Source organism: Syntrophomonas sp. DTU019 (assembly GCA_913757435.1).
GTDB lineage: Bacteria > Bacillota > Syntrophomonadia > Syntrophomonadales > Syntrophomonadaceae > DTU019.
The window spans coordinates 60,661-80,745 of sequence record CAJYDM010000008.1 but is presented as its reverse complement, the minus strand read 5'-3'; the positions used below and the strand labels follow the sequence as shown (position 1 = coordinate 80,745).

Annotated in this window: 12 protein-coding genes and 2 tRNA genes; 4 read left to right on the top strand and 10 right to left on the bottom strand. The window is 51.3% G+C overall.

The window, feature by feature from the left end; translation table 11 throughout:
* Positions 1–325: 325 nt before the first annotated feature.
* Both yunB and AC15IQ_RS14845 read right to left on the bottom strand, forming a co-directional pair.
* On the bottom strand, positions 326–979 hold the full coding sequence (gene yunB / locus AC15IQ_RS14850; RefSeq protein WP_483180197.1) for a sporulation protein YunB: 654 nt from the start codon (positions 977–979) through the stop codon (positions 326–328).
* Between the two features lie 100 nt (positions 980–1,079).
* Positions 1,080–1,463 carry a DUF1540 domain-containing protein gene (locus AC15IQ_RS14845; protein WP_483180195.1) on the bottom strand — a complete coding sequence of 128 codons (384 nt, stop codon included), beginning with the start codon at positions 1,461–1,463 and terminating at the stop codon, positions 1,080–1,082.
* A gap of 324 nt (positions 1,464–1,787) precedes the next feature.
* Here AC15IQ_RS14845 and gltX point away from each other — a divergent pair, with 324 nt between their 5' ends.
* Complete coding sequence (gltX, locus tag AC15IQ_RS14840) at positions 1,788–3,263, top strand: glutamate--tRNA ligase (RefSeq protein WP_483180193.1); 1,476 nt, start codon at positions 1,788–1,790, stop codon at positions 3,261–3,263.
* 337 nt (positions 3,264–3,600) lie between these two features.
* Here gltX and AC15IQ_RS14835 read toward each other — a convergent pair.
* Together AC15IQ_RS14835 and AC15IQ_RS14830 are read right to left on the bottom strand one after the other, a co-directional pair.
* Positions 3,601–3,676 (bottom strand) — tRNA-Glu (locus AC15IQ_RS14835).
* 3 nt (positions 3,677–3,679) lie between these two features.
* Positions 3,680–3,753 (bottom strand) — tRNA-Gln (locus tag AC15IQ_RS14830).
* 321 nt (positions 3,754–4,074) lie between these two features.
* Here AC15IQ_RS14830 and AC15IQ_RS14825 point away from each other — a divergent pair.
* On the top strand, positions 4,075–6,873 hold the full coding sequence (locus AC15IQ_RS14825) for a sigma 54-interacting transcriptional regulator (protein ID WP_483180191.1): 2,799 nt from the start codon (positions 4,075–4,077) through the stop codon (positions 6,871–6,873).
* 259 nt (positions 6,874–7,132) lie between these two features.
* Here the strand turns inward: AC15IQ_RS14825 and AC15IQ_RS14820 are convergent, their stop codons facing one another.
* Entirely contained in the window at positions 7,133–8,509 is a 1,377-nt protein-coding gene (locus tag AC15IQ_RS14820; protein WP_483180189.1) for an acetyl-CoA hydrolase/transferase C-terminal domain-containing protein, read from the bottom strand.
* A gap of 631 nt (positions 8,510–9,140) precedes the next feature.
* Here AC15IQ_RS14820 and AC15IQ_RS14815 point away from each other — a divergent pair.
* Positions 9,141–9,392 carry a hypothetical protein gene (locus AC15IQ_RS14815; RefSeq protein ID WP_483180187.1) on the top strand — a complete coding sequence of 84 codons (252 nt, stop codon included), beginning with the start codon at positions 9,141–9,143 and terminating at the stop codon, positions 9,390–9,392.
* Positions 9,393–9,577: 185 nt separating this feature from the next.
* Here the strand turns inward: AC15IQ_RS14815 and tyrS are convergent, their stop codons facing one another.
* Positions 9,578–10,795 (bottom strand): tyrosine--tRNA ligase, encoded by a 1,218-nt coding sequence (gene tyrS / locus AC15IQ_RS14810; protein WP_483180186.1) that lies wholly within the window; start codon positions 10,793–10,795, stop codon positions 9,578–9,580.
* Between the two features lie 185 nt (positions 10,796–10,980).
* On the opposite strand from tyrS, the gene AC15IQ_RS14805 reads away from it, so the two are divergent.
* Positions 10,981–13,440, top strand: a complete 2,460-nt coding sequence (locus tag AC15IQ_RS14805) for a transglycosylase domain-containing protein (protein WP_483180185.1) — start codon at positions 10,981–10,983, stop codon at positions 13,438–13,440.
* 74 nt (positions 13,441–13,514) lie between these two features.
* Here the strand turns inward: AC15IQ_RS14805 and AC15IQ_RS14800 are convergent, their stop codons facing one another.
* The 4 genes from AC15IQ_RS14800 to AC15IQ_RS14785 all read right to left on the bottom strand — a co-directional run bounded on the left by AC15IQ_RS14800 (position 13,515) and on the right by AC15IQ_RS14785 (position 20,080).
* Positions 13,515–15,851: an endonuclease MutS2 gene (locus AC15IQ_RS14800; RefSeq protein WP_483180183.1), complete on the bottom strand. Its 2,337-nt coding sequence runs from the start codon at positions 15,849–15,851 to the stop codon at positions 13,515–13,517.
* Positions 15,852–15,902: 51 nt separating this feature from the next.
* Positions 15,903–18,371, bottom strand: coding sequence for a U32 family peptidase (locus AC15IQ_RS14795; protein ID WP_483180182.1), 2,469 nt, complete (start codon positions 18,369–18,371; stop codon positions 15,903–15,905).
* Between the two features lie 22 nt (positions 18,372–18,393).
* Entirely contained in the window at positions 18,394–19,341 is a 948-nt protein-coding gene (locus tag AC15IQ_RS14790) for an NGG1p interacting factor NIF3 (RefSeq protein ID WP_483180180.1), read from the bottom strand.
* A gap of 70 nt (positions 19,342–19,411) precedes the next feature.
* On the bottom strand, positions 19,412–20,080 hold the full coding sequence (locus tag AC15IQ_RS14785; RefSeq protein ID WP_483180178.1) for a DUF421 domain-containing protein: 669 nt from the start codon (positions 20,078–20,080) through the stop codon (positions 19,412–19,414).
* Between the last annotated feature and the right edge of the window lie 5 nt (positions 20,081–20,085).

Sequence of the window (20,085 nt, the reverse complement as noted above, 5' to 3'; positions counted from 1 at the left end):
ACCTAGCCAAATCGTCTCTGGCTTGTTTTCCCTTTTTTAAAAGGGCCTTGACTGGCTTATATCAAGTCTCCTTGATACAGTTCCAATCTTTTCGCACTTATCTTCTTGCTGTTCAGTTTTATCAGAACCTTTCCCCTTTATAGGGGCCTGGCATTGAGCCTTCGCACTTACGCTTTCCGGCTTTTCTGCCCCGCGCTAACCGTTTACCAGTCGTGCGCGCAAGACTTATATTATCATCCTGAATAACTATTGTCAAGCATTCGGCAATTTTTTTGTGAGGCACTTTTTCAGTTTGGATTATCGACTTGCTTCGTTGCCATAACACCTATTTCTTTATATAAGGATATATTAACTCTCCGCCGCCTGTCATGTTCACATAGGTCTGGGGGACATCCCCTACCACAATGGTTTCCGCCAGGGGAATGGTGGTGTTGACTTCCACGTTCTCCTTCATGAGTGGAACCGCTACTTGGATCGCTGCTTTTATATTAAAGTAGATCAAATGCCTGGTCTGATTGATTCCGGCCTGCTCAAATTTGTCGTGTACCTCCACATGCACCTGCCCCGCTGGTATTATTTTTACCTGAATTTTGGGGCCGTATCCGGCTAATAAATTGGAACCCGACAATTGCCCTAAGGGTATGTTTATGGCGGAACCCTGCATTTGGCCCATAGAGTTTGATATCTCTAGCACGGTGGTGGCCATGATCTTGTTTAACATTATGGTGTTGGGCTGAATTAGTACGATACGCCCGTTATTATCTTTGTGGACCATCACCAAGTCATTGTAGCTGACCTGACTGGCTATCTTTTCGTTGACTATATTGTTGATGAGTCTTACCCCAATCACCTGAGCCTGAGCCCTAGCAATTGCTATGGTGCTGGCCTTCAGCTTTAAATCCAACACCAAGAAACTGACCAACAAGGCTGCAATTATTACCACAATCAGCAAGGGACTGGCGGATCGCCTCCCCAACATTACATCACCCCCGTGCTGTTATATTATGAGGGGTGTGTACGTTTGGTTCATACTGGGGTAGCATTATTGACAGGAATATGCTGCCATTATCCAGGCCTGATCAATCAGCATGCCGCTCCAGCTCAAAACGTTCATCGACGCCAGACTCATCGCTATCACGAGGCAGAAAGGTTTTGCAGCGCGTTTCAGTTGAATCCAGGGCATGTTCTCCAAGCACTTCGATAGCCGCCGCATAACAAGCCATATTTTCATTATAAAAACAGGTGGACGCCCGACACTCCACCAGGGGGTCGGAAGCAACCGTTACCGCATTGCTCATACCCAAGTTGTCGTCATCAGCCGAGTTGTCATAAGCCTCCTGGTTGCGGTAGGTGCTGCAGAAAACCCGGTTATTCTGTACGGCCACATTGATTTGGTCGGCTCCGCAGCGCTCCCGGGTATAGTTAAAAATGCAGCTATAGGCATGGCAAACGATTGCTGTCATTTAACACTCCTTTTTATTTATCTTTAATAGGGATGTATAATAATGAAGCAAATTTTGAGTTTGTCATAGTATTTCCTCAAACGGTCATAATATGCAATTTTTTGAGAATGCCTTTTCGAATGTACCACTGATCATTTCATAACCGTTCATTATATATATGAGTATCATCACCTGCCAAAACCCATCAAGGTTCTATGGTCTCTATTAACAGGGGCAGGTCAGGTTTGTACATTTTCTCATTCTTGCAAAACTGGCATATTGAACAGGAAGCGGATAAAATGGTTAAGAATAGTCTTACAATAAATATTCGAGGGAGATTGTTAGATGAAATCGATAAGAGTGCGTTTTGCTCCCAGCCCTACCGGAGCTTTGCATATCGGAGGAGCCCGAACCGCTTTGTTTAACTGGCTATATGCCCGACATTATGGCGGCAATCTTGTCCTCAGGTTGGAGGATACCGACACGGGTCGCTCCACTCAAGACTCAGCCCAGGGCATCCTAGAGGGTTTAAGTTGGCTGGGTATCGATTGGGATGAGGGTCCTGACAAAGGTGGCAACTATGGCCCTTACCGCCAGAGCCAGCGTTTGGATATTTATCAGAAGTATCTGCAAGAGTTGATCGACTCGGGTGCAGCTTATTACTGTTTTTGCAGCACTCAAGATCTGGCTGCAGAAAAAGCCCGGGCTCGTGAAGAAGGCTGCGAATACAGGTATTCGCGCCGCTGTGACTCCCTGGATCGGGCTGAGGCACTGCAGAGGGTAAAAAGCGGTGAAGCTGCAGTTATCCGCCTGCGGGTCCCGTCTACAGGTACTACCCGAGTGGATGATCTTATCCGCGGCGAGGTAGAATTCGCCAACAGTTTGATGGATGATTTCATCATAGCCAAATCGGACGGCTGGCCTACATACAATTTTGCAGTGGTGGTCGATGATCATTTGATGGCGATCAGCCACGTGATCCGTGCCGAGGAGCACCTGTCCAACACCCCCCGCCAGATTCTGATATACCAGGCCTTGAACTGGCCTTTGCCTCAGTTCGCCCACGTTTCTATGATACTGGCTCCCGACCGCAGCAAGCTTTCCAAGCGCCACGGTGCCACCTCGGTGCAGGAATTCCGGGAACTGGGGTATCTGCCCCAGGCCTTGCTCAATTACCTGGCCCTGTTGGGCTGGTCCAGCGGCACCGATCAGGATCTGTGGGATGTGAATGACATCATACCGCTTTTTAATCTTGACCATGTCTCTCGCTCAGCGGCAGTCTATGATCTTGAAAAGCTGACCTGGATGAATGGCTATTATATAAGCCAGGCTCAGTCAGAATTGCTGGCAGAGGAGATAATGCGGGCCGACCGGGTCAAAGCCTGGCTGTCCAGCTCAACTATGGGGCATTTAATTGAAGTGGTGGAATTGATAAAAGGCAGGGCAAAATTGATCCCCGATCTTATTGACGCAGCAGCCTACTTCTTTGAACCGGTGAGCGGTTATGACGAGAAGGGCGCCAAGAAGCACTTTGCCCGCGAAAATTCTATGGAGCTGTTGCAAGCTGATCTGGAAGTATTCTCGGCCGACCAGGATTTCACCCTGCAATCATTGGAAACTGCGCTGCGGAATAAAGCCTCAGCTTTGAATGTCAAAGCTGCGGATCTGATCCACCCCCTGAGGCTGGCCTTGACAGGCCGCACCAACAGCCCGGGCATATTCGAGGTGGCAGTGTTGCTGGGCCGGGATAGATGCATAGAGCGAATCAAGCAGGCTATGGGCTGGATAGACCAGAATCAAGCTAACCATAGGCTTCAATAACAGCTACGGACTACTGCTTGGGGCTCTCTTGCTGTGGCTTATGTAATCATGAAAACTCCAGTGAGTGGCATAGACGAGGATGGTCATATCAAGAGATATGCTGCATGATTACGTTCAAAAGGTCATGTTTAAGTCCTTAGACCCATCTTACCAAGTGGCTGCGCCCATGTCCTTTTAATCAACTTGGGCGCTATTTATATTTGCGAAATGTATTGTAACTTATCATCTGATCCGATCAGATGCCGCGAAGATTTGAAAGCCCTATTTGGGGAGATAACAGTGTCCAGAAATGGCATAAACCTACCAAAAGGTAGGTTTAAATAATTTGGCTTAAATATGGTAGCCCCAAGGGGAATCGAACCCCTGTCTCCGCCGTGAGAGGGCGGCATCCTAGGCCTCTAGACGATGGGGCCAAGTGGCAGCCGGTCAAGGATTCGAACCCTGACGAACTGATCCAGAGTCAGTCGTGCTACCGTTACACCAACCGGCTAAACTCGGGAAAATACCCGCGAAGATTATTATAATATAGCGCCAATGTATTGTCAAAACAAATTAGGCCGGTACTCTTAACTAACCTGAATGTCTCCCCTTGCTGTTAACAGACCTGCCTTCCTAATAGACCGCCGAAACCGTGAATAATGACATGTGTGCAGTAAATATAATTAAATCACTTTTGAATCGTTGTTGCAAGTTTGCCGGTTTATAAATATATGTATTGGACAACTCTTTCAGTGAGGTTATAATTAAATTGTGAATTATAATAGGATATTGAATCGATAGAGAGAGAAGAAGAATAGAGGGAGAGGGAGTAATGAGTGCCAATACCGCTGAACAACATTTCCCGCTAGAAATCACCCCCGACACTACCGCCAATCATGCTGCACGTTTTATGCTGGACCATCATCTGGACATGGTAAAAGTAACTTCGGGTGGGGAGACTGTGGGCACTTTGACCCGTTCGCATCTGTTGCAGGTCATTGCCGAAGGTACGCCAGTGCGAACCAAGGTTGCCACCTTAATGAACAAGGATCCGGAATTTGCTCAATATGCAGAGGATCTGGAATCCTTTGCTGAGCGCCTCCAGGCCGAGGTACCGGATGCTCCCCGAGAAGGCTGGAAGGATCGGGCTCTTTACTATTTCCAGAGACAGATCAAGCGGGAACGCAAGGCCTGGCGGGGCTATCTGGACGGGATCTATAATCCCATCGTAGGGGTGGACAAGTATGGTTGCATCAATATCTTCAACAAGGCTTCAGCCAAGGTTACCGGGGTTGAGCAGAAGCAGGCCTACGGCAAGGATATCAGAGAAGTATTCAACAACAGCCAGCTGACCAATATCGTACGCAGCGGCCAGACGCAGTTCTTACGCCGCATAGACACAGTGGGCAGAACCTTTCTGTCTTCACGCAGCCCGGTTGTGGTTGATAATGAAATTATCGGTGCAGTGGCGGTATTGCAGGAGACCTCCGACCTGGAAAAGGTGGTTCAGGAACTGGAGAGCACCCAGCAGCTGAACAGCCAGCTTGACGCCATTATTGAATCTTCTTTTGACGGCTTGTATATTTGCGATGGACAAGGGGTAACCTTGCGCATCAACAAATCCTTTGAACGCATACTGGGCGTCACCTCTGCTGAGGTGGTAGGCCGCAATATGGCTGATCTGGTAGCAGAGGGAGTCTTCTCCCGTTCCGGCACCCTTTTGGCCTTAAAGCGCCGCGAGACGGTAACCATTCCGCTCACTTCCAGGATCGGCAAAACCGCTTTGGTCACCAGTGTGCCGATTTTTGACGCCGATAGCAACATAGTCATGGTGGTCACCAATGTCCGTGACATGACTGAACTGATAGAACTGGAAAAACGGCTGGAGCGGGTTGAAGACCAGCGCCAGAAAGAATTGAACGCAGTTTTTGAATCGTCGTTCGATGGATTGTATATTTGTGACGGAGAGGGCAATACCCTGCGTATTAATAAAGCCTTCGAACGCATCATGGGTGTTACCTCCGCAGAAGTGGTAGGCCGCAACATGGCGGACTTGGTCAGGGAAGGGGTCTTCTCCCGCTCCGGAACCCTGTTAGCTTTACAGCGCCGGGAGCGGGTCACCATTCCGCTGCAGTCCAACATCGGCAAGAAAGCCCTGGTAACTAGCACCCCCATATTTGATGATCAGAGCAATATAATCCTGGTAGTAACCAACGTCCGTGATATGACTGAACTTACGGAATTGGAAAGGCGGCTGGAACATTCTGAGGATCGACGTCAGCGAGAACTGGCAGCCGTTTTTGAATCTTCTTTCGACGGACTGTATATAAGTGACGGCGAGGGCAACACCCTTAGAATCAATAAAGCCTTTGAGCGCATACTTGGGGTTTCGGCGGATGAAGTGGTGGGGCGCAATATGGCTGACCTAGTCAGGGAAGGGGTTTTCTCCCGCTCCGGTACGCTTTTGGCACTGCAGCGCCGTGAACAGGTCACCATACCCCTGGAGTCAAATACAGGCAAGACCGCCTTGGTAACCAGCACCCCCATATTTGACGATTCGGGCAATATTGTCCTGGTGGTCACCAATGTCCGCGATATGACCGAATTAAACGATTTACACGTCAAAGTTGAACACCTGGAAGGATTGAGCCGTTTCTATCAAGCTGAGCTGACCCACTTGAAGCTGCAGAACCGACGCAACTGCATCGCCCATTCCCGCAAAATGCGCGAACTCTTGCAGATGATAACCCATGTAGCTTCGGTTGATTCCACCGTCTTGATACAGGGCGAATCCGGGGTGGGCAAAGAGGTCATCGCCGATGTCCTGCACAGCTACAGTGGCCGCAGAGACCACCCTTTCATCAAAGTGAACTGCGGCGCTATCCCAGCCAACCTTTTGGAATCAGAGCTTTTCGGCTACGAACCGGGCGCCTTCACCGGAGCCAGCAAATCCGGCAAGGCGGGCATGTTCGAACTGGCCCATGAAGGCACCCTGTTCCTGGATGAAATCAGCGAGATGCCTCTCGATCTGCAGGTTAAATTACTACGCGTTTTGCAGGACAAACAGGTCGTCCGCATAGGTGGAAACAAACCCATCTCAGTAGATACCAGAATTCTGGCCGGAACCAACCGCAACTTGCAGCAAATGGTGGCTTCACAGTTGTTCCGTCAGGACCTGTTTTATCGCCTCAATGTGATACCGGTATATGTGCCCCCATTAAGAGAGAGGCGTGAGGACATCCCAGTCTTGAGCAAGTACTTTTTGGATTATTACAACCGCAAGCATCAGATGAGCAAACTACTGTCTAGCGATGCCATTCAGCCCATGCTGATATATGATTGGCCGGGAAATATTCGCGAGCTGGAGAATCTCATCGAACGCCTGGTAGTCACCAACCTGCATGATACTATAACCAAGGATGATGTACATTCCTGCCTGGAATTATCGAATATCCAGGGCGAGATCGATACTGACTTGATGCCCTTGCCTATGGCTATTGAGCAGACAGAACGGCGCCTCTTGCAAAAGGCCTTTACGTTGCATAATTCCACCTACAAGGTGGCCAAAGCTTTAGGGATCAGTCAACCTTCGGTAGTGCGCAAAGCAGCTAAGTATGGAATAAAAGAATAAAGGAAAACGGCAGATAATCGTCACTTATCTGCCGTAGGTACTCTAAGGTACTCAATATCCTTGGGGGGCGCTCAAGGCGCTCTGTTGTATGGGGCGCTCCTGGCGCTCTTTTTTTTGTCTACCGGGCACTCGATGGTGCTCTATGGGCGCTTATAGGCGCTCTGCTGACGCTCGAAGGCGTTCATTCTGTCGGTGCTCATTGGCACTCATAGACACCTGGCGCTCCTTCAAGGCGCTCTGAAACAAGGCTTTGCAGCCATTATTCCCCAACTGCGGCGGTTACAGAGCCGTCGATCTTGTTGCTTCTTCTCCAGATCTTGAACTCGGTAGCCTTCTGAATCAGTTCTTCCCTGAAGTCCGGATGTGCCAGATTCACCAGAGCTTCTGCTCTTTCCCAGGTGCTCTTGCCTTTCATGTTGGCGATGCCGTATTCAGTAACCAGCATATGAACTGCGGTTCTCGGGTCAGTTACGATGGCCCCCGGAGTCAGTATAGGCTGAATACGGGATTTGACTGTGCCGTCCTTGGCCGTAAAGGTTGAGGGCATACATACGAAGCTCTGCCCGCCTTTGGATTTATAGGCGCCTTCTACGAAGTCCAGCTGCCCGCCGGTTCCGCTAATGTGGCGAACCCCGGAGGATTCCGAACATACCTGACCAAACAGGTCAACTTCAACGCAGGCATTGATAGATACGAAGTTATCCAATAGGCAGATGACCTTGGGATCATTGGTATAGTCCACGTTGTAGGAAGCCAGTCCCGGATTGTCATCCATATATTCATATAATTCCTCGCTGCCCATGACAAAGGCATAAACCTGTTTGTAGCGATCGATGTTTTTCTTAGCACCGGTGATTTTGCCAGCTTTGAACATTTCCAGATAAGCATCCACATACATTTCAGTATGTACGCCAATGTCCTTGAGGTCGGATTCGGCCACCATGGTGCCGACCGCATTGGGCAGACCGCCGATACCGAGCTGAATGCAAGAGCCGTCACGCAGTTTGGCCATGACTAACTTGGCGATTTCCATTTCCACCGCGCTGGCTTTGGCAGGTGCTATGGTGGTCAACGGACCGTTTTTGCTTTCAATAATGTAGTCAACCTGGCTGATATGAACACTCTCTTGTGAGCCACCCAGGCACCTGGGCATTTTGGTGTTAACTTCCAGAATGGTTATCTTGGCGGTTTCCATCATAGCCCAGCAGTTAACTGCACCGGCTCCGAAATTAAAGTAGCCATGTTTATCCATGGGGGTACACTGAATCACCGCAATATCATTCGGCGCACAGTCTTCACGAGTCATTTTGGGATTTTCATGGAATTTCATAGGAATATAGTAGAGGTTCTGACCAATGAACTTTTTGTCATGTGCGGCCACATGCCAGCTGTTCCAGGTGAAAACGTCACCTTCCGGGTTGGCCTCTGCCGTAAAGTGCTGGTAGGCACCGATGTCGCAGCGGATCTTAACATCCTGTAATTCGTTTACCCTCTTTGCCAGGGCTTCGTCGAAGTCACGTCCCGAGGTAATACCGAAGCCGTATTCAATCCAGTCCCCGGATTTGACCAGCTGGGCTGCCTGGTCCGCAGTAATCAACTTCTTTTGATACTCCTCTTTCCAGCGATCATACAACATTATACATTTCCCTCCTCATTACCCTAACCTTCAAATTTCGTTCCCCGATTCTGGCTGCATTTACTGCACCAAATGGCAATAGCACTACTTAGGCCACACTACTCCTTTGGCTATTATTATTGTCATTTCTGTGTTAATGCATTCTGTATTGAAAATTATATCTCTTGCGCAGGCTCTCCCCACCTTGGAAAAAAGGAGGGGGCTGCTATTTTATAATGGCTTCATGCTGACTTGATTGTTAGTCAGAATACTGGTATGTTTCTGAATATGTTTAGCCTCTGTCACTATAAAATAGCAGCATGTTAAAAAAATATAGCTGATAAGGAGTAAGTAATAGTAATGCGAGTACCGCCCATATAAACAAGCAAGAACTGTGCCATATCAGTCGGATAGGATTAATATCGACGTTATTTACCTATATTTCGACATCCTTGCCAACAATGTATTTCGATTTTCTGTTGCACAGCTGGCTACAATGATTCATTATTGCATTATTTTGTGATTCATTGAATTATTACGGCATTGCTATTTTGCATAATTCCATATGGATTACAGATCCTCATTTATACCAATCGTTTGTTAATAACATGTCGTATCGCGACCTAAAATAAAAATGACTGGAGTGATTCACGTGCGCACACTAGTGGCTACAGTGATGACCAATAACAAAGGCAATGAAATATACTGCTGGAACCGCAAAGTAAACAGCAAAGATTCTCAACTGCTGCGCAACATAAGCCGCTCTTCCCTGGAGGAAAGGGGCTTTACTTTTATTCGTCTGATATCGCTGGATTACCCTAACATAGCAGGTTACGCCATATTTTACGAAGGCCATTTAGATGAAATGAGCCGGGACTTAAAAGCCCTGGAGACGGGTCAATAACCAACCGACTTGAACTTGTATTAGAAGGAATACAGTGTATGACCATTAGGACAGTGACAGGGGACGGTTCTCCGACACAAGGGGACGGCTGTCCCCTTGTGTCGGAGAACCGTCCCCTGTCACACCTGTCGGAGAACCGTCCCCTGTCACACCCCTTAACATGCGTGATTCAATTTTGTATTAGCCTATTCGGCCGTAACGCGCAGGAATTTGCGCTTGCCCAGCTGAATTACCATTTGACCGCTGAGGAGGATGTTTTCCTCTTCTACTTTTTCGCCATTGATGCGTACCGCTCCCTGGTTGATCGACCGCCGCCCCTCACTGGTGGAGGTGGTCAAGCCGTTGTCGGTAAGAAACTTGGGAAGCCAGACTTCACCGCTGGGGACCGTCACCGCAGGGATATCCTGCGGGATCTCACCCTGGCTGAATACCAATTTGAATCGTTCTTCGGCTTTTATGGCTTCGTTAGCATCGTGGTACATGGTGATGATCTCTTTGGCCAGACGGATTTTGGCATCCCTTGGGTTTAAAGAGCCCTTCTGCATGGCCTCATCTATGGCCTTAACCTCTTCCATAGGAACCCGGGTGAGTAATTCAAAATACCGGCAGATGAGCTGGTCTGGGATAGACATGGTCTTGCCGAACATCTCGTAGGGTTCGTCATTGACCCCGATATAATTGCCCAGGCTCTTGCTCATCTTCTGCACCCCGTCAGTGCCTTCCAATATCGGCATCATTAAGGCTACCTGAGGTTCATGCCCGTATTCCCTCAACAGGTGCCGTCCCACCAGCAGATTGAACTTCTGATCGGTGCCCCCCATCTCCACATCGGCTTTTAGTACCACTGAATCATAACCCTGCATGAGGGGATACATGAATTCGTGCACTCCGATGGGCAGACCTTCCTTGTAGCGTTTATCAAAATCATCTCTTTCCAGCATGCGGGCTACGGTGTATTTGCCGGCCAACTGCAGGACCTGGGCGAGGTCTAAAGGCATCAGCCATTCGCTGTTATAATGCACAATAGTCCTGTCAGCCCGGAGTACTTTGAATATCTGCTCCTGATAGGTTTTGGCATTGATCTGGATTTGTTCTTCGGTAAGCTGTTTACGGGTTTCGGATTTGCCGCTGGGGTCTCCGATGCGCCCAGTGAAATCGCCTATGATGAGATGGATCTCATGGCCCAAATCCTGGAACTGACGCAATTTGTTCAGGACCACGGTGTGTCCCAGATGGATATCAGGTGCGGTCGGGTCCAATCCCAGTTTTATGCGCAAAGGTTTTCCGCTCTGCAGTGAGCGCAACAGTTTCTGCTTCAGTTCAGCCTCAGGCACGATCTCTACCACTCCGCGGCGAATCTGCTGCAACTGCTGTTCGGCCTGTATTTCAATAGCATTTTCCACAAAATAACCTCCTTACCATAAAAAAAATGATAGCACAATGCCGCAATAATGTGCAATATTGAGAAGAGTACAGGCGTATATAGTACAAAATCCAGTTTTTCCGGCCCTTAGCGTAAACGGCAGGAATAACGGGGCATTTCGTCAAATTAATACTTATTATTATATCCAGGAGGCTCATTTTCGATATGACAGAGAATAATAAAAGCAAGCCTCGCTCATTTAAGGTCAACAACTGGCCTCGAAAGATAGCGATGGCGGTTGGCGGCCTGGCAGCAGTAGGTTTCATCTGTTTACTGGCTTTGTTCATTTTTGCTGCCCGTGATCTGCCAGCTTTTGACCCCGGACAACTGTCCGGTGCCAAAACCACCTTGATCTACGATGATCAGGATCAATTGGTGAGCGGGCTGCATGCCGGGCAAAACCGCACCGAAGTTGAACTGAACAAGGTGCCGCAGGATCTTATAAATGCCTTTGTGGCTACCGAAGACCGCAATTTCTACAAGCACCACGGGGTCAATTTCCGTGGCATCGCCAGGGCGCTCTACCGCAACCTCACTTCCGGCGACCTAAAAGGGGAAGGGGCCAGTTCCATAACCCAGCAACTGGCCCGCAACGCCTATCTAAGCCTTGAGACCACCTGGGAGCGCAAGGCCAAGGAGATCCTGATCGCCTTTAAACTGGAATCAGTTTATTCCAAGGATGAGATCATGAATGCCTACCTTAATATCATCCCTTTCGGCAATGGAGCTTATGGGGTGCAGGCAGCTGCCAACACTTATTTCGGCAAAGATGTCTCCGAACTGAACCTGGCTGAATGCTCACTGCTGGCCGGGCTCCCTCAGGGTCCGAATTATTACGACCCTTACCAGCACCTGGACCGGGCCAAAGCCAGACAGCGGGATGTGCTCAACAACATGGTCATGGCCGGTTATATAGACCAGGCTACAGCCGATGCCGCCTATGAAGCCAATTTGAACTTTAAGAACGGGGGCCTGGGCAATAAACAGTATGGTTACTATGTGGATGCGGTTATTGAGGAAGCTATCAATATTTTAAGTGCGCAGAAGACCTATCCGGATACCAGCGATGCTGAGGCAGCCATATATCGGGCCGGTCTCAGAATCTATACCGCCCTGGACGCCGATCTGCAGAAGTATTCTGAGGAACTATACGCAAACCCTGACCGTTTTCTAAAACAGACCAGTCCCAGCGGACAGGCAGTGCAATCTGCCATGGCGGTAGTCGCAGCCGAAAACGGGGAGGTCAAGGCCATCATGGGAGGCCGCACCTATCAGGCACAGCGGCAGTTTAACCGCGCCATCGCCGCATACCGTCAACCAGGTTCAGCCATCAAGCCCCTGACTGTATACGCTCCGGCTCTGGAAGCTGGCCTGATGCCATTTTATGCCCTGGATGATTCACCCATAAGCTATAAATCCGGGGGCACGGTATGGTCACCCCAAAATTACGACGGCCGTTTCCGCGGAATTATCTCCATGCGCGCTGCGGTGAAGGACTCAATCAATACCTATGCTGTGCAGATGCTGGATAAGGTTGGCATCCGTGCCGCCTTCGATTTCGGCCGTTCCCTGGGCCTGCCTCTCTTAGACACCCCCGGCACCAACGATCTGGCCCTGGCTCCGCTTTCTCTGGGAGGACTAACTCAAGGGGTAACCCCGGTGCAAATGGCATCCGCCTATGCCGCCTTTGCCAATAATGGGGTATACAACGATCCCCATTTTATACGCCGCATTGTTGATGCCCGGGGCGCCGAGATTTATTCTTACAGCCCGAATTCCAGGCGGGTTATGACCGAACAGACCGCCTGGCTCATGACCAGTATGATGCGCACTGTGGTTACCTCCGGAACCGGCACCCGGGGACAGGTCCCGGGGGTTTTCACCGCTGGCAAGACCGGGACCACTGATGATTACCGAGACTCCTGGTTCTGTGGCTTTACCCCCAGCTATGCTTGTGCGGTATGGCAGGGATTCGATCAGAAGGACACCCTGCGTAACTATCCACGGCAGTATCCATCGGAAACAGCCTTTGGTGGTGATATCCCGGCCCGGTTGTTCTCCTCGATTTTGACCCAGGCTCATAAGGATTTCAAGCCCGGTCAACCTGCCATGCCCGGCAATATCATCCAGGTTTCAGTATGCCCGGATTCTGGCAAGCTTCCCGGAGAAATCTGTCCTCGTGACCGGATCATAACCGACTATTGCCTGGCCAATGTGGCTCCTACCGAAACATGTGACCGCCATCAACTGGTCACCATCTGTCCCGATTCAGGCAAGCTGGCGGGAGTATTCTGTCCCCATCCTGAAACCCGGGCCATGGTAATCGCAGAAGCACAGAGTGCGGCTGGAAATAAAGTCCCTACGGAAACCTGCGATTTGCACAATGAGTTCAGCGTTTCCGGAATATTCCGTAATGATGTGGTGATTTGCAGCGACCCCCGCCACAATGGCCGCCTGTATGAGGCCAATATACCCGGCCGCAACGAAACCGGCGGCTGCCCTGAACAGTACCGGCAGCGTATTGTGATACAGGAGGGACAAAAACTACCACGCTGTCCACTGGCTGATCATCAGGAAACCAAAAAGAGCGCCCGGGATAAAGATGTGGATAATCGCCGGGATTGATATCCCATAAAGTGCCAGGCACCACAATTATTCAGTTATTGTGCAATACTGAATAATTGTGGTGCCTGGCACTTTTACAGTTCTGCTACTGTGACCCCGTAGCCGCCTTCCTCGCGCAGTCCATCCCGGAAGGCCTTGACATAGTGACTGCCCTTGAGGTACTCCCGAACCGCAGCACGCAGGGCACCAGTGCCTTTGCCATGTATGATCCGTACTGATTCCAGTCCTACCAGACGGGCATCATCCAGGTAACGGTCCAGCAAGATCAAAGCCTCATCGGCCATCTTGCCGCGCAGGTCAATTTCCTTGGATATAGCCCGGGCTTTTTCCAAATAGGTGGTGGCGCGTTCCTTTTTGGGCTTTGCTTCCAGTTTCTTGCTCTTGACCAGGTCCGATTGTTTTACCGTGAGCTTAATGGAACCGACTTGCACCTGTACACTGCCCTCCGCATCAGGCCCGCTCAATACCGTGCCGCGCTGGTTGATGCTGCTGATGAGCACATGATCCCCGGCACTGATATGGCCCGGTTCTGTCTCCCGTTTCGGCTCGGGTAAGGATAGCTCTGCAGGCAGTTGGGTGATCCGCTTGCGTCTGGCCTCCACCTCATGCCAGCGCGGCGGGTTCTGTTTGTCTTTTAGCAGTTCTTTTAACTCCTGCACTGCCTGGTCAGATTCCTGCTTGGCCTGACGCAGGTATTGGGACGCTTCCTGGCGGGCTTTGGCCAGTATTTCCCGATGGGCTGCTGCGAAATCCAAACGCTCGGCTTCGAGCTGCTGCTGCTGTTCCTCCAACTGGCGGCGCAGCACGGCCAACTGTTCAGCCTCGCTCTGTGCGGCAAGGCGTCCCGCTTTCAATTCGCGGATCATATTGCCCACCTCGGCCTCACGTTCCGGTACCAGTTTCTTGGCCTTCTCTACCAGTGTTTTGTCCAGCCCCAAGCGGGAAGCGATCTGGAAGGCGTTGCTCTGCCCCGGCATACCAATGGTCAGTTCATAAGTCGGTTTCAAGGTTTTAGGGTCAAATTCCACGCAGGCATTTTCGACCCGTTCATTTTGATAAGCAAAACTCTTCAGTTCGCTCTGATGAGTGGTTACGATCACCTGGGCCCGTCTATTCAGCAGTTCCTCCAGAACCACCCGAGCTAGTGCGGCCCCTTCCACCGGGTCGGTGCCGGCCCCCAATTCATCCAGCAAGACCAAGGAGTGCCGGTCAGCTCGATTTATGATATTAATGATGTTCTTCATGTGGCCAGAGAAAGTGCTCAATGACTGCTCGATACTCTGTTCGTCCCCAATGTCCACGTAGATCTCTTTATAAATAGGGATACGGCTGTTTTCCCGGGCGGGAATGAAGAGGCCGCTCATGGCCATCACCGCCAACAGTCCCACCATTTTCAAAGTCACGGTCTTGCCTCCGGTATTGGGTCCGGTGATGACCAGTATATCGAAACTCTGCCCCAACTGTATATTAATGGGGATAGCCTCTTCCCCCAACAGAGGATGCTGCCCGCGGCTGATGTCCATGATACCCGACGGATTTACATCGGGACGGTAAGCGTTCATGCGGTAAGCCAGACGCCCCCGGGCCAAAATAAAGTCCAGTATGGAGAGGATCTCTTGATTAGCTGCCAGTTCCTCAGTATAGACCGCCACTGCAGCCGAAAGTTCCTGCAGGATGCGCTCTATCTCACGCTTCTCTTCCGCCTGCAGGGTCCGTATGCGGTTATTGTTGTCCACCACCGCTATAGGCTCAATAAATACTGTAGCCCCGCTGGCCGACTCGTCGTGGACGATGCCCCGCACTTCGTGGCGGTGCTCCTGCTTCACCGGCACCACATAGCGGCCGTCACGCTCGGTGACGATGCTGTCCTGGAGCAACTTCTGATTGTTGCCGGAACGGATGAAATCCTGCAAGTACTCTTTAATGCGCAAACGCAGCGTGGAAATCTGACTGCGGATGCTGCGCAGCTGCGGCGAGGCGCTGTCTCTCACCTGGCCGTCCTCACCTATACAGCGGTCAATCTCCGTTTCCAGGTCATTGATCACCGTAAGGCCGGAGCATAATTGTGATAAAGCTGGGTACTTCGCTGATTGCATGGATTTGCCAGCCAGGCGCGCCGCATGCAAAATCAGGTAAATGTCGTGCAGGTCGCTGGTGTTGAGGGTGCCTCTGATACGGGCTTTAGCCAATGCCTGGTCTATCAGTTTCAGTTCATAGAAATATGCTGGCTCGCCAAAACGCAGGAATTCCATAGCCTCCTGAGTCTCATTGAGGCGCTGCCTGATGATCTGAATATCCTGGGAGGGCTTCATTTTAAAAGCTCGGCTGCGCCCCCCCTCAAACTGGGTCAGATTTGCCAGGCGCTCTTGTATCTTATCGAACTCCAACTTTTTAAGGGTTTCACTTTGCACGGTTTCAACTCATTTCTGTGAGATAATAGGTCAACATATCATAATATACCTTTACAAAACACCTCTGTACAGATGTCCTTTGGTGGGGTTGAAACCCTGCTTCTGCTGCAGAACTTTGCGCAGCAGCACCAGATCCACCTTCTTGCCCTGTAAAAGCCCATTTAGAGCGCGCCGGTAGACGGCTACGGTTTCAGCAACTTGTGCCGCGTGATCACGCCAGGCCTCGATGCGCAAACTGGCCAGGCCCAATGTAAACAGGCTGTCCAAATCGTCCAGCAGGCACAGACGCCGGGAATTAAACACATAGAAGCGGCATTTTTTGTCGGTGGCTACCGGAAATTGGTAGCCTTTTTCGTCCTTTAGCCAGAATTGGCCTTGACTGCAGGCGTTCCTGCACTTCTCCCCGCCCAATGCGGCTTTAATGGGACAGCTGGCCGAAACCATCAGGGTCAGGTCACCGTGAATCAGCAGTTCAGCACCGCTTAGATCGCTAAAACTGTGGAGCTGCTCCAGGTTCAGCTCCGGGGACAGGCAGACTCCCTGCAGGCCCTGGTTTAACAGCCAGTCCAAAGTGTATTGATTGAAACAATTCAATCCGTAATCACCGTATGAGGCTATATTTTCCTGACTCACCCAGTTTAGTGCTCCCAGATTCCCCACCAGAAAACTGCCCCACCCGGCAGAATTTGAATCATTCCCGGGCACCATCTGACCGTTTTGCTGTATACGGGGCAAGGCCACCACTATTTCCGCACCGCGCTGTTTTCCCCAGCGGTACAGCGAGGTTAGATCTTCCCTGGCGACAGTAAAGCCACGCAACCCCTGCCAGGCGATGTAGACCCGGTCAGCACCAGCCTCCACCCCTTGACGGACCGCTTCCGGGGTGCTTACCGCAATGCTCAGGAGCGCCGCCTGTGAAGGCCTTCGGCCGGACTTGGGCTGATGCGCCTTAACCTCCTGATCGAAGCGCTGCCGATCATCTATATTGAGAGGAGGGCGGTCGATTATCAAATCCAGGAGCTGCTCAACAGCCCGGCGGCGGCTGTCGTTCAGGTCGCTAAAAGGCAGTATTAGCCCGCCCTGGTATTCCAGTTGGTATTCCTGCAGGGCTAGAGGGGTCCCCCCCAGGCGACCCAATTTTTCCATTATAGTATCTTCCTGTAGGGGCTGCCTCTGAGATGCTACCGCGGTGTTGGCGCTTTCCACTTGCACCCGGTGGCCTTTGAAATCCTCAAGGGTCAGCAACATAGGCTTTCCGCTTTCGATTTGCACTTTCATCCGAACCGGGATCTTGAATTCCTTATCCAACTCAATACTGGCTTGGGCAGCATTGATTAAGGCCTCATCATGGGTCTTAAATACCCGGTCTCCCGGCGCTGCCCGGCCTGTAAGCGGGATGGTCACAGTCTGTCCGCGCCCTGCCTGGGCCACTGCCGTTCCCTCCACAAGAATGGCTCTGACGATGGCGGAAGGCCCTTTGCCCTGTGCCACCCAGACCTCGATGCCGTCTCCCAAGGCCAGCTCTTCGCTCAATTTAATAGTCAAGTACCCGGCCTGGTGGGAAATGACCCGTCCTAAATATACTCCCCGGTTATTGGGGCGGTTTATGTTTAGCACCTTGTGCTCAGGCAACAGGTAACCGCTGCCCAAGGTGCGGTTGAATATCTGGTAGAGCTTCTTGCGCTGCAATTCATCAATAACGGCTGACGCATCAACTTGCAGCAAGTCCAAGGCCTGACGGTAGACTGAGGTAACCACCGCCACATACTCAGCCCGTTTCATTCGCCCCTCGATTTTTAGCGCCGTCACTCCGGCTTCTCTGAGTTCAGCCAGATGATCCACCACACACAGGTCGGCCGGGCTCAACAGGTAGCGCCCGGCTGTATCCATCACCCGCTTTTCTCTGCCATCTTCTTTGATCAGTTGATAAGGCAAGCGGCAGGGCTGCGCACAGCGGCCTCTATTTCCGCTTCTGCCCCCTACCATGCTGCTGAACAAGCATTGTCCGGAATAGCAGAAGCACAAGGCTCCGTGTGCAAAGACTTCCAGTTCTATTCCCGGAATATCCTGGTGGAGACACTTGATCTCGGCGATGCTCATCTCCCGGGCGAGCACTAGGCGGGATACCCCCTGTTGCAACAGCAGCGCCGCCGCTGGGCTGTTGTGCACCGTCATCTGTGTGCTGGCATGCACAGGCAATTGGGGCAACAGTCGGCGCAAGCTGGTCAACAGACCGAGATCCTGCACGATGACAGCATCTACCCCAGCAGCATACAGATCATAGGCATAATCCAGCGCAGCCGAGAATTCCTGATTGTCGATCAAGGTATTGAAAGTAATATACATTTTTTTATTACGTACCCGGGCGTATTCAACCGCCTTCTGGACCTGATCCATGCTAAAATTGTCCGCGCTGTGGCGTGCATTGAACTTCTGTCCACCCAGATAGACCGCATCGGCGCCGTTGGCAAAGGCGGCTTGCATGGCGGTCCAATTGCCGGCCGGGGCTAATAATTCCACGATGTTTCCTCCTGGGCGACGATTAACGCTCCACCCGCAGCAACCCGGCACAAGGCAGTATTTCCAGGCCCCGCTTGGTCAGTTCATCCAGGAATAGGTTCATGCCCAGCGAATCGCTGGCCATATGTCCGGATATGATCACATTTATATGGTTGTCTTTAGCTGCCTGACGATGCTTGTCAGTCATATGCATAGCGATCACCGTACCCACCCTGGCCTGCGCCAGCTTCTCATAGGATTTTTCCGATCCTCCGGTGCCCCCGGTCATTTTGACAAAGATCTGCCCGGCGCGCCGCTTTTTGTCCCCCACCAGAATGCGCGGGCCGGCCTTGAGGCGGCGGGCCATTTTATACTCGGGAATGGTCAAGAGCAATTCCACCACATCTTCCACGCTGCGATAGGCGTTTTCAGCAAACAGCCGGTTGAGATAATGGTTGACCAGATTGTCCGCCGGGGAGTGCACGCACATAAAAGGCATATCCAATAGCCGGGCTGCGTCGACCGCCCGCTGGTGATTGGCGGGCATGAGGGCACGGCGCACCTCGGCGATGCGAGACACCATGATGCCCTCAGCGACATTGATAGGCACACCTGCATCAGCCAGCATGTCAGCCTGCACATGCATCACCTGGTGCAGGGCAACTTGGGCTATGCCTTCGGGATGGTGGGCGATGAGCGCGTCGATCTGGCGGCCTCGGCCTTTGAGTTGGTCTGCCAGCAGGACCTCCGGGGTTTCAATGTCTATCCCCGTCATCACGGTTTTAATGTCTTCATTCCCGGTGCCGTTCAAGATGCGGGTATCTGCGTAGGGATTGACCAGACATTCAGTGTCGTAGAATTCTTGTTCATCACTCTTCAATGCCTGGTAAGCCTTCTCTTCCCTCTCCAGCAGAGCGTTGATTCCATCTCCGCGCGGGTCGTATTTTTTTCCCAGGTTTATTGCCAGTTCGTATATTTCCCGTAACTTCATAATAACCACCTTTCACCGTCAAAAATCGGCAGTATAAAAATGCGTTTCCATTATATCACAAACCGATATATTAGGCCTTTACAGCCTTGCTTATCTCATCCAGGCGAGTCGACAGATTCTCCAGTTGGGCTTGCAGTTTGTTGAAGGCCTCCGGCAGGGACAACTCTGGTTCACCCTGCCAGCTAGGCCCCTGCTGTTGCTGGAAGAAATCTTTGCGGGACATCCCTACCCGGGTCAGGATTTCACTGCGCGGTGGCGGGGCTATGCCCAGATCACGCCTGGTCACGGGTTCATCTCCGCCACGCAAGATCACGCTGAATCCCCCGCAGGATTCCAGGACCCCTTTTTCCACCATATCCACATCAGGGATGCCCTGTTTGCGCAGTTCCTGCATGAGGTCATCGACATTGAAATTCTCTTTGGCCAGGTTCTCTTTGATGATGCGGCCGTCCTCGATCAGCACCTTGGGGGTGCCGATAATGAGATTAGACAACTTCTGGCTTTTCAACCCCAGGTAGCACATTAACCATTCCAGGCCAGCCAGCGTGAACAGTACTATTATTCCCTCTATGAACGGGATGCTCTGGTCCAGGGCGATGGAGACCACAGTGTGGCCTACCCCGGTCATGACCACAAAATCAAAAGGCCCCAGTTCACCCAGGGCCCGCTTGCCTAATACCCTTACCATGATCAAAGCCAGAAAATACATCACTGCAGCCCTAAGCGCAAAACTCAGCACAGGTC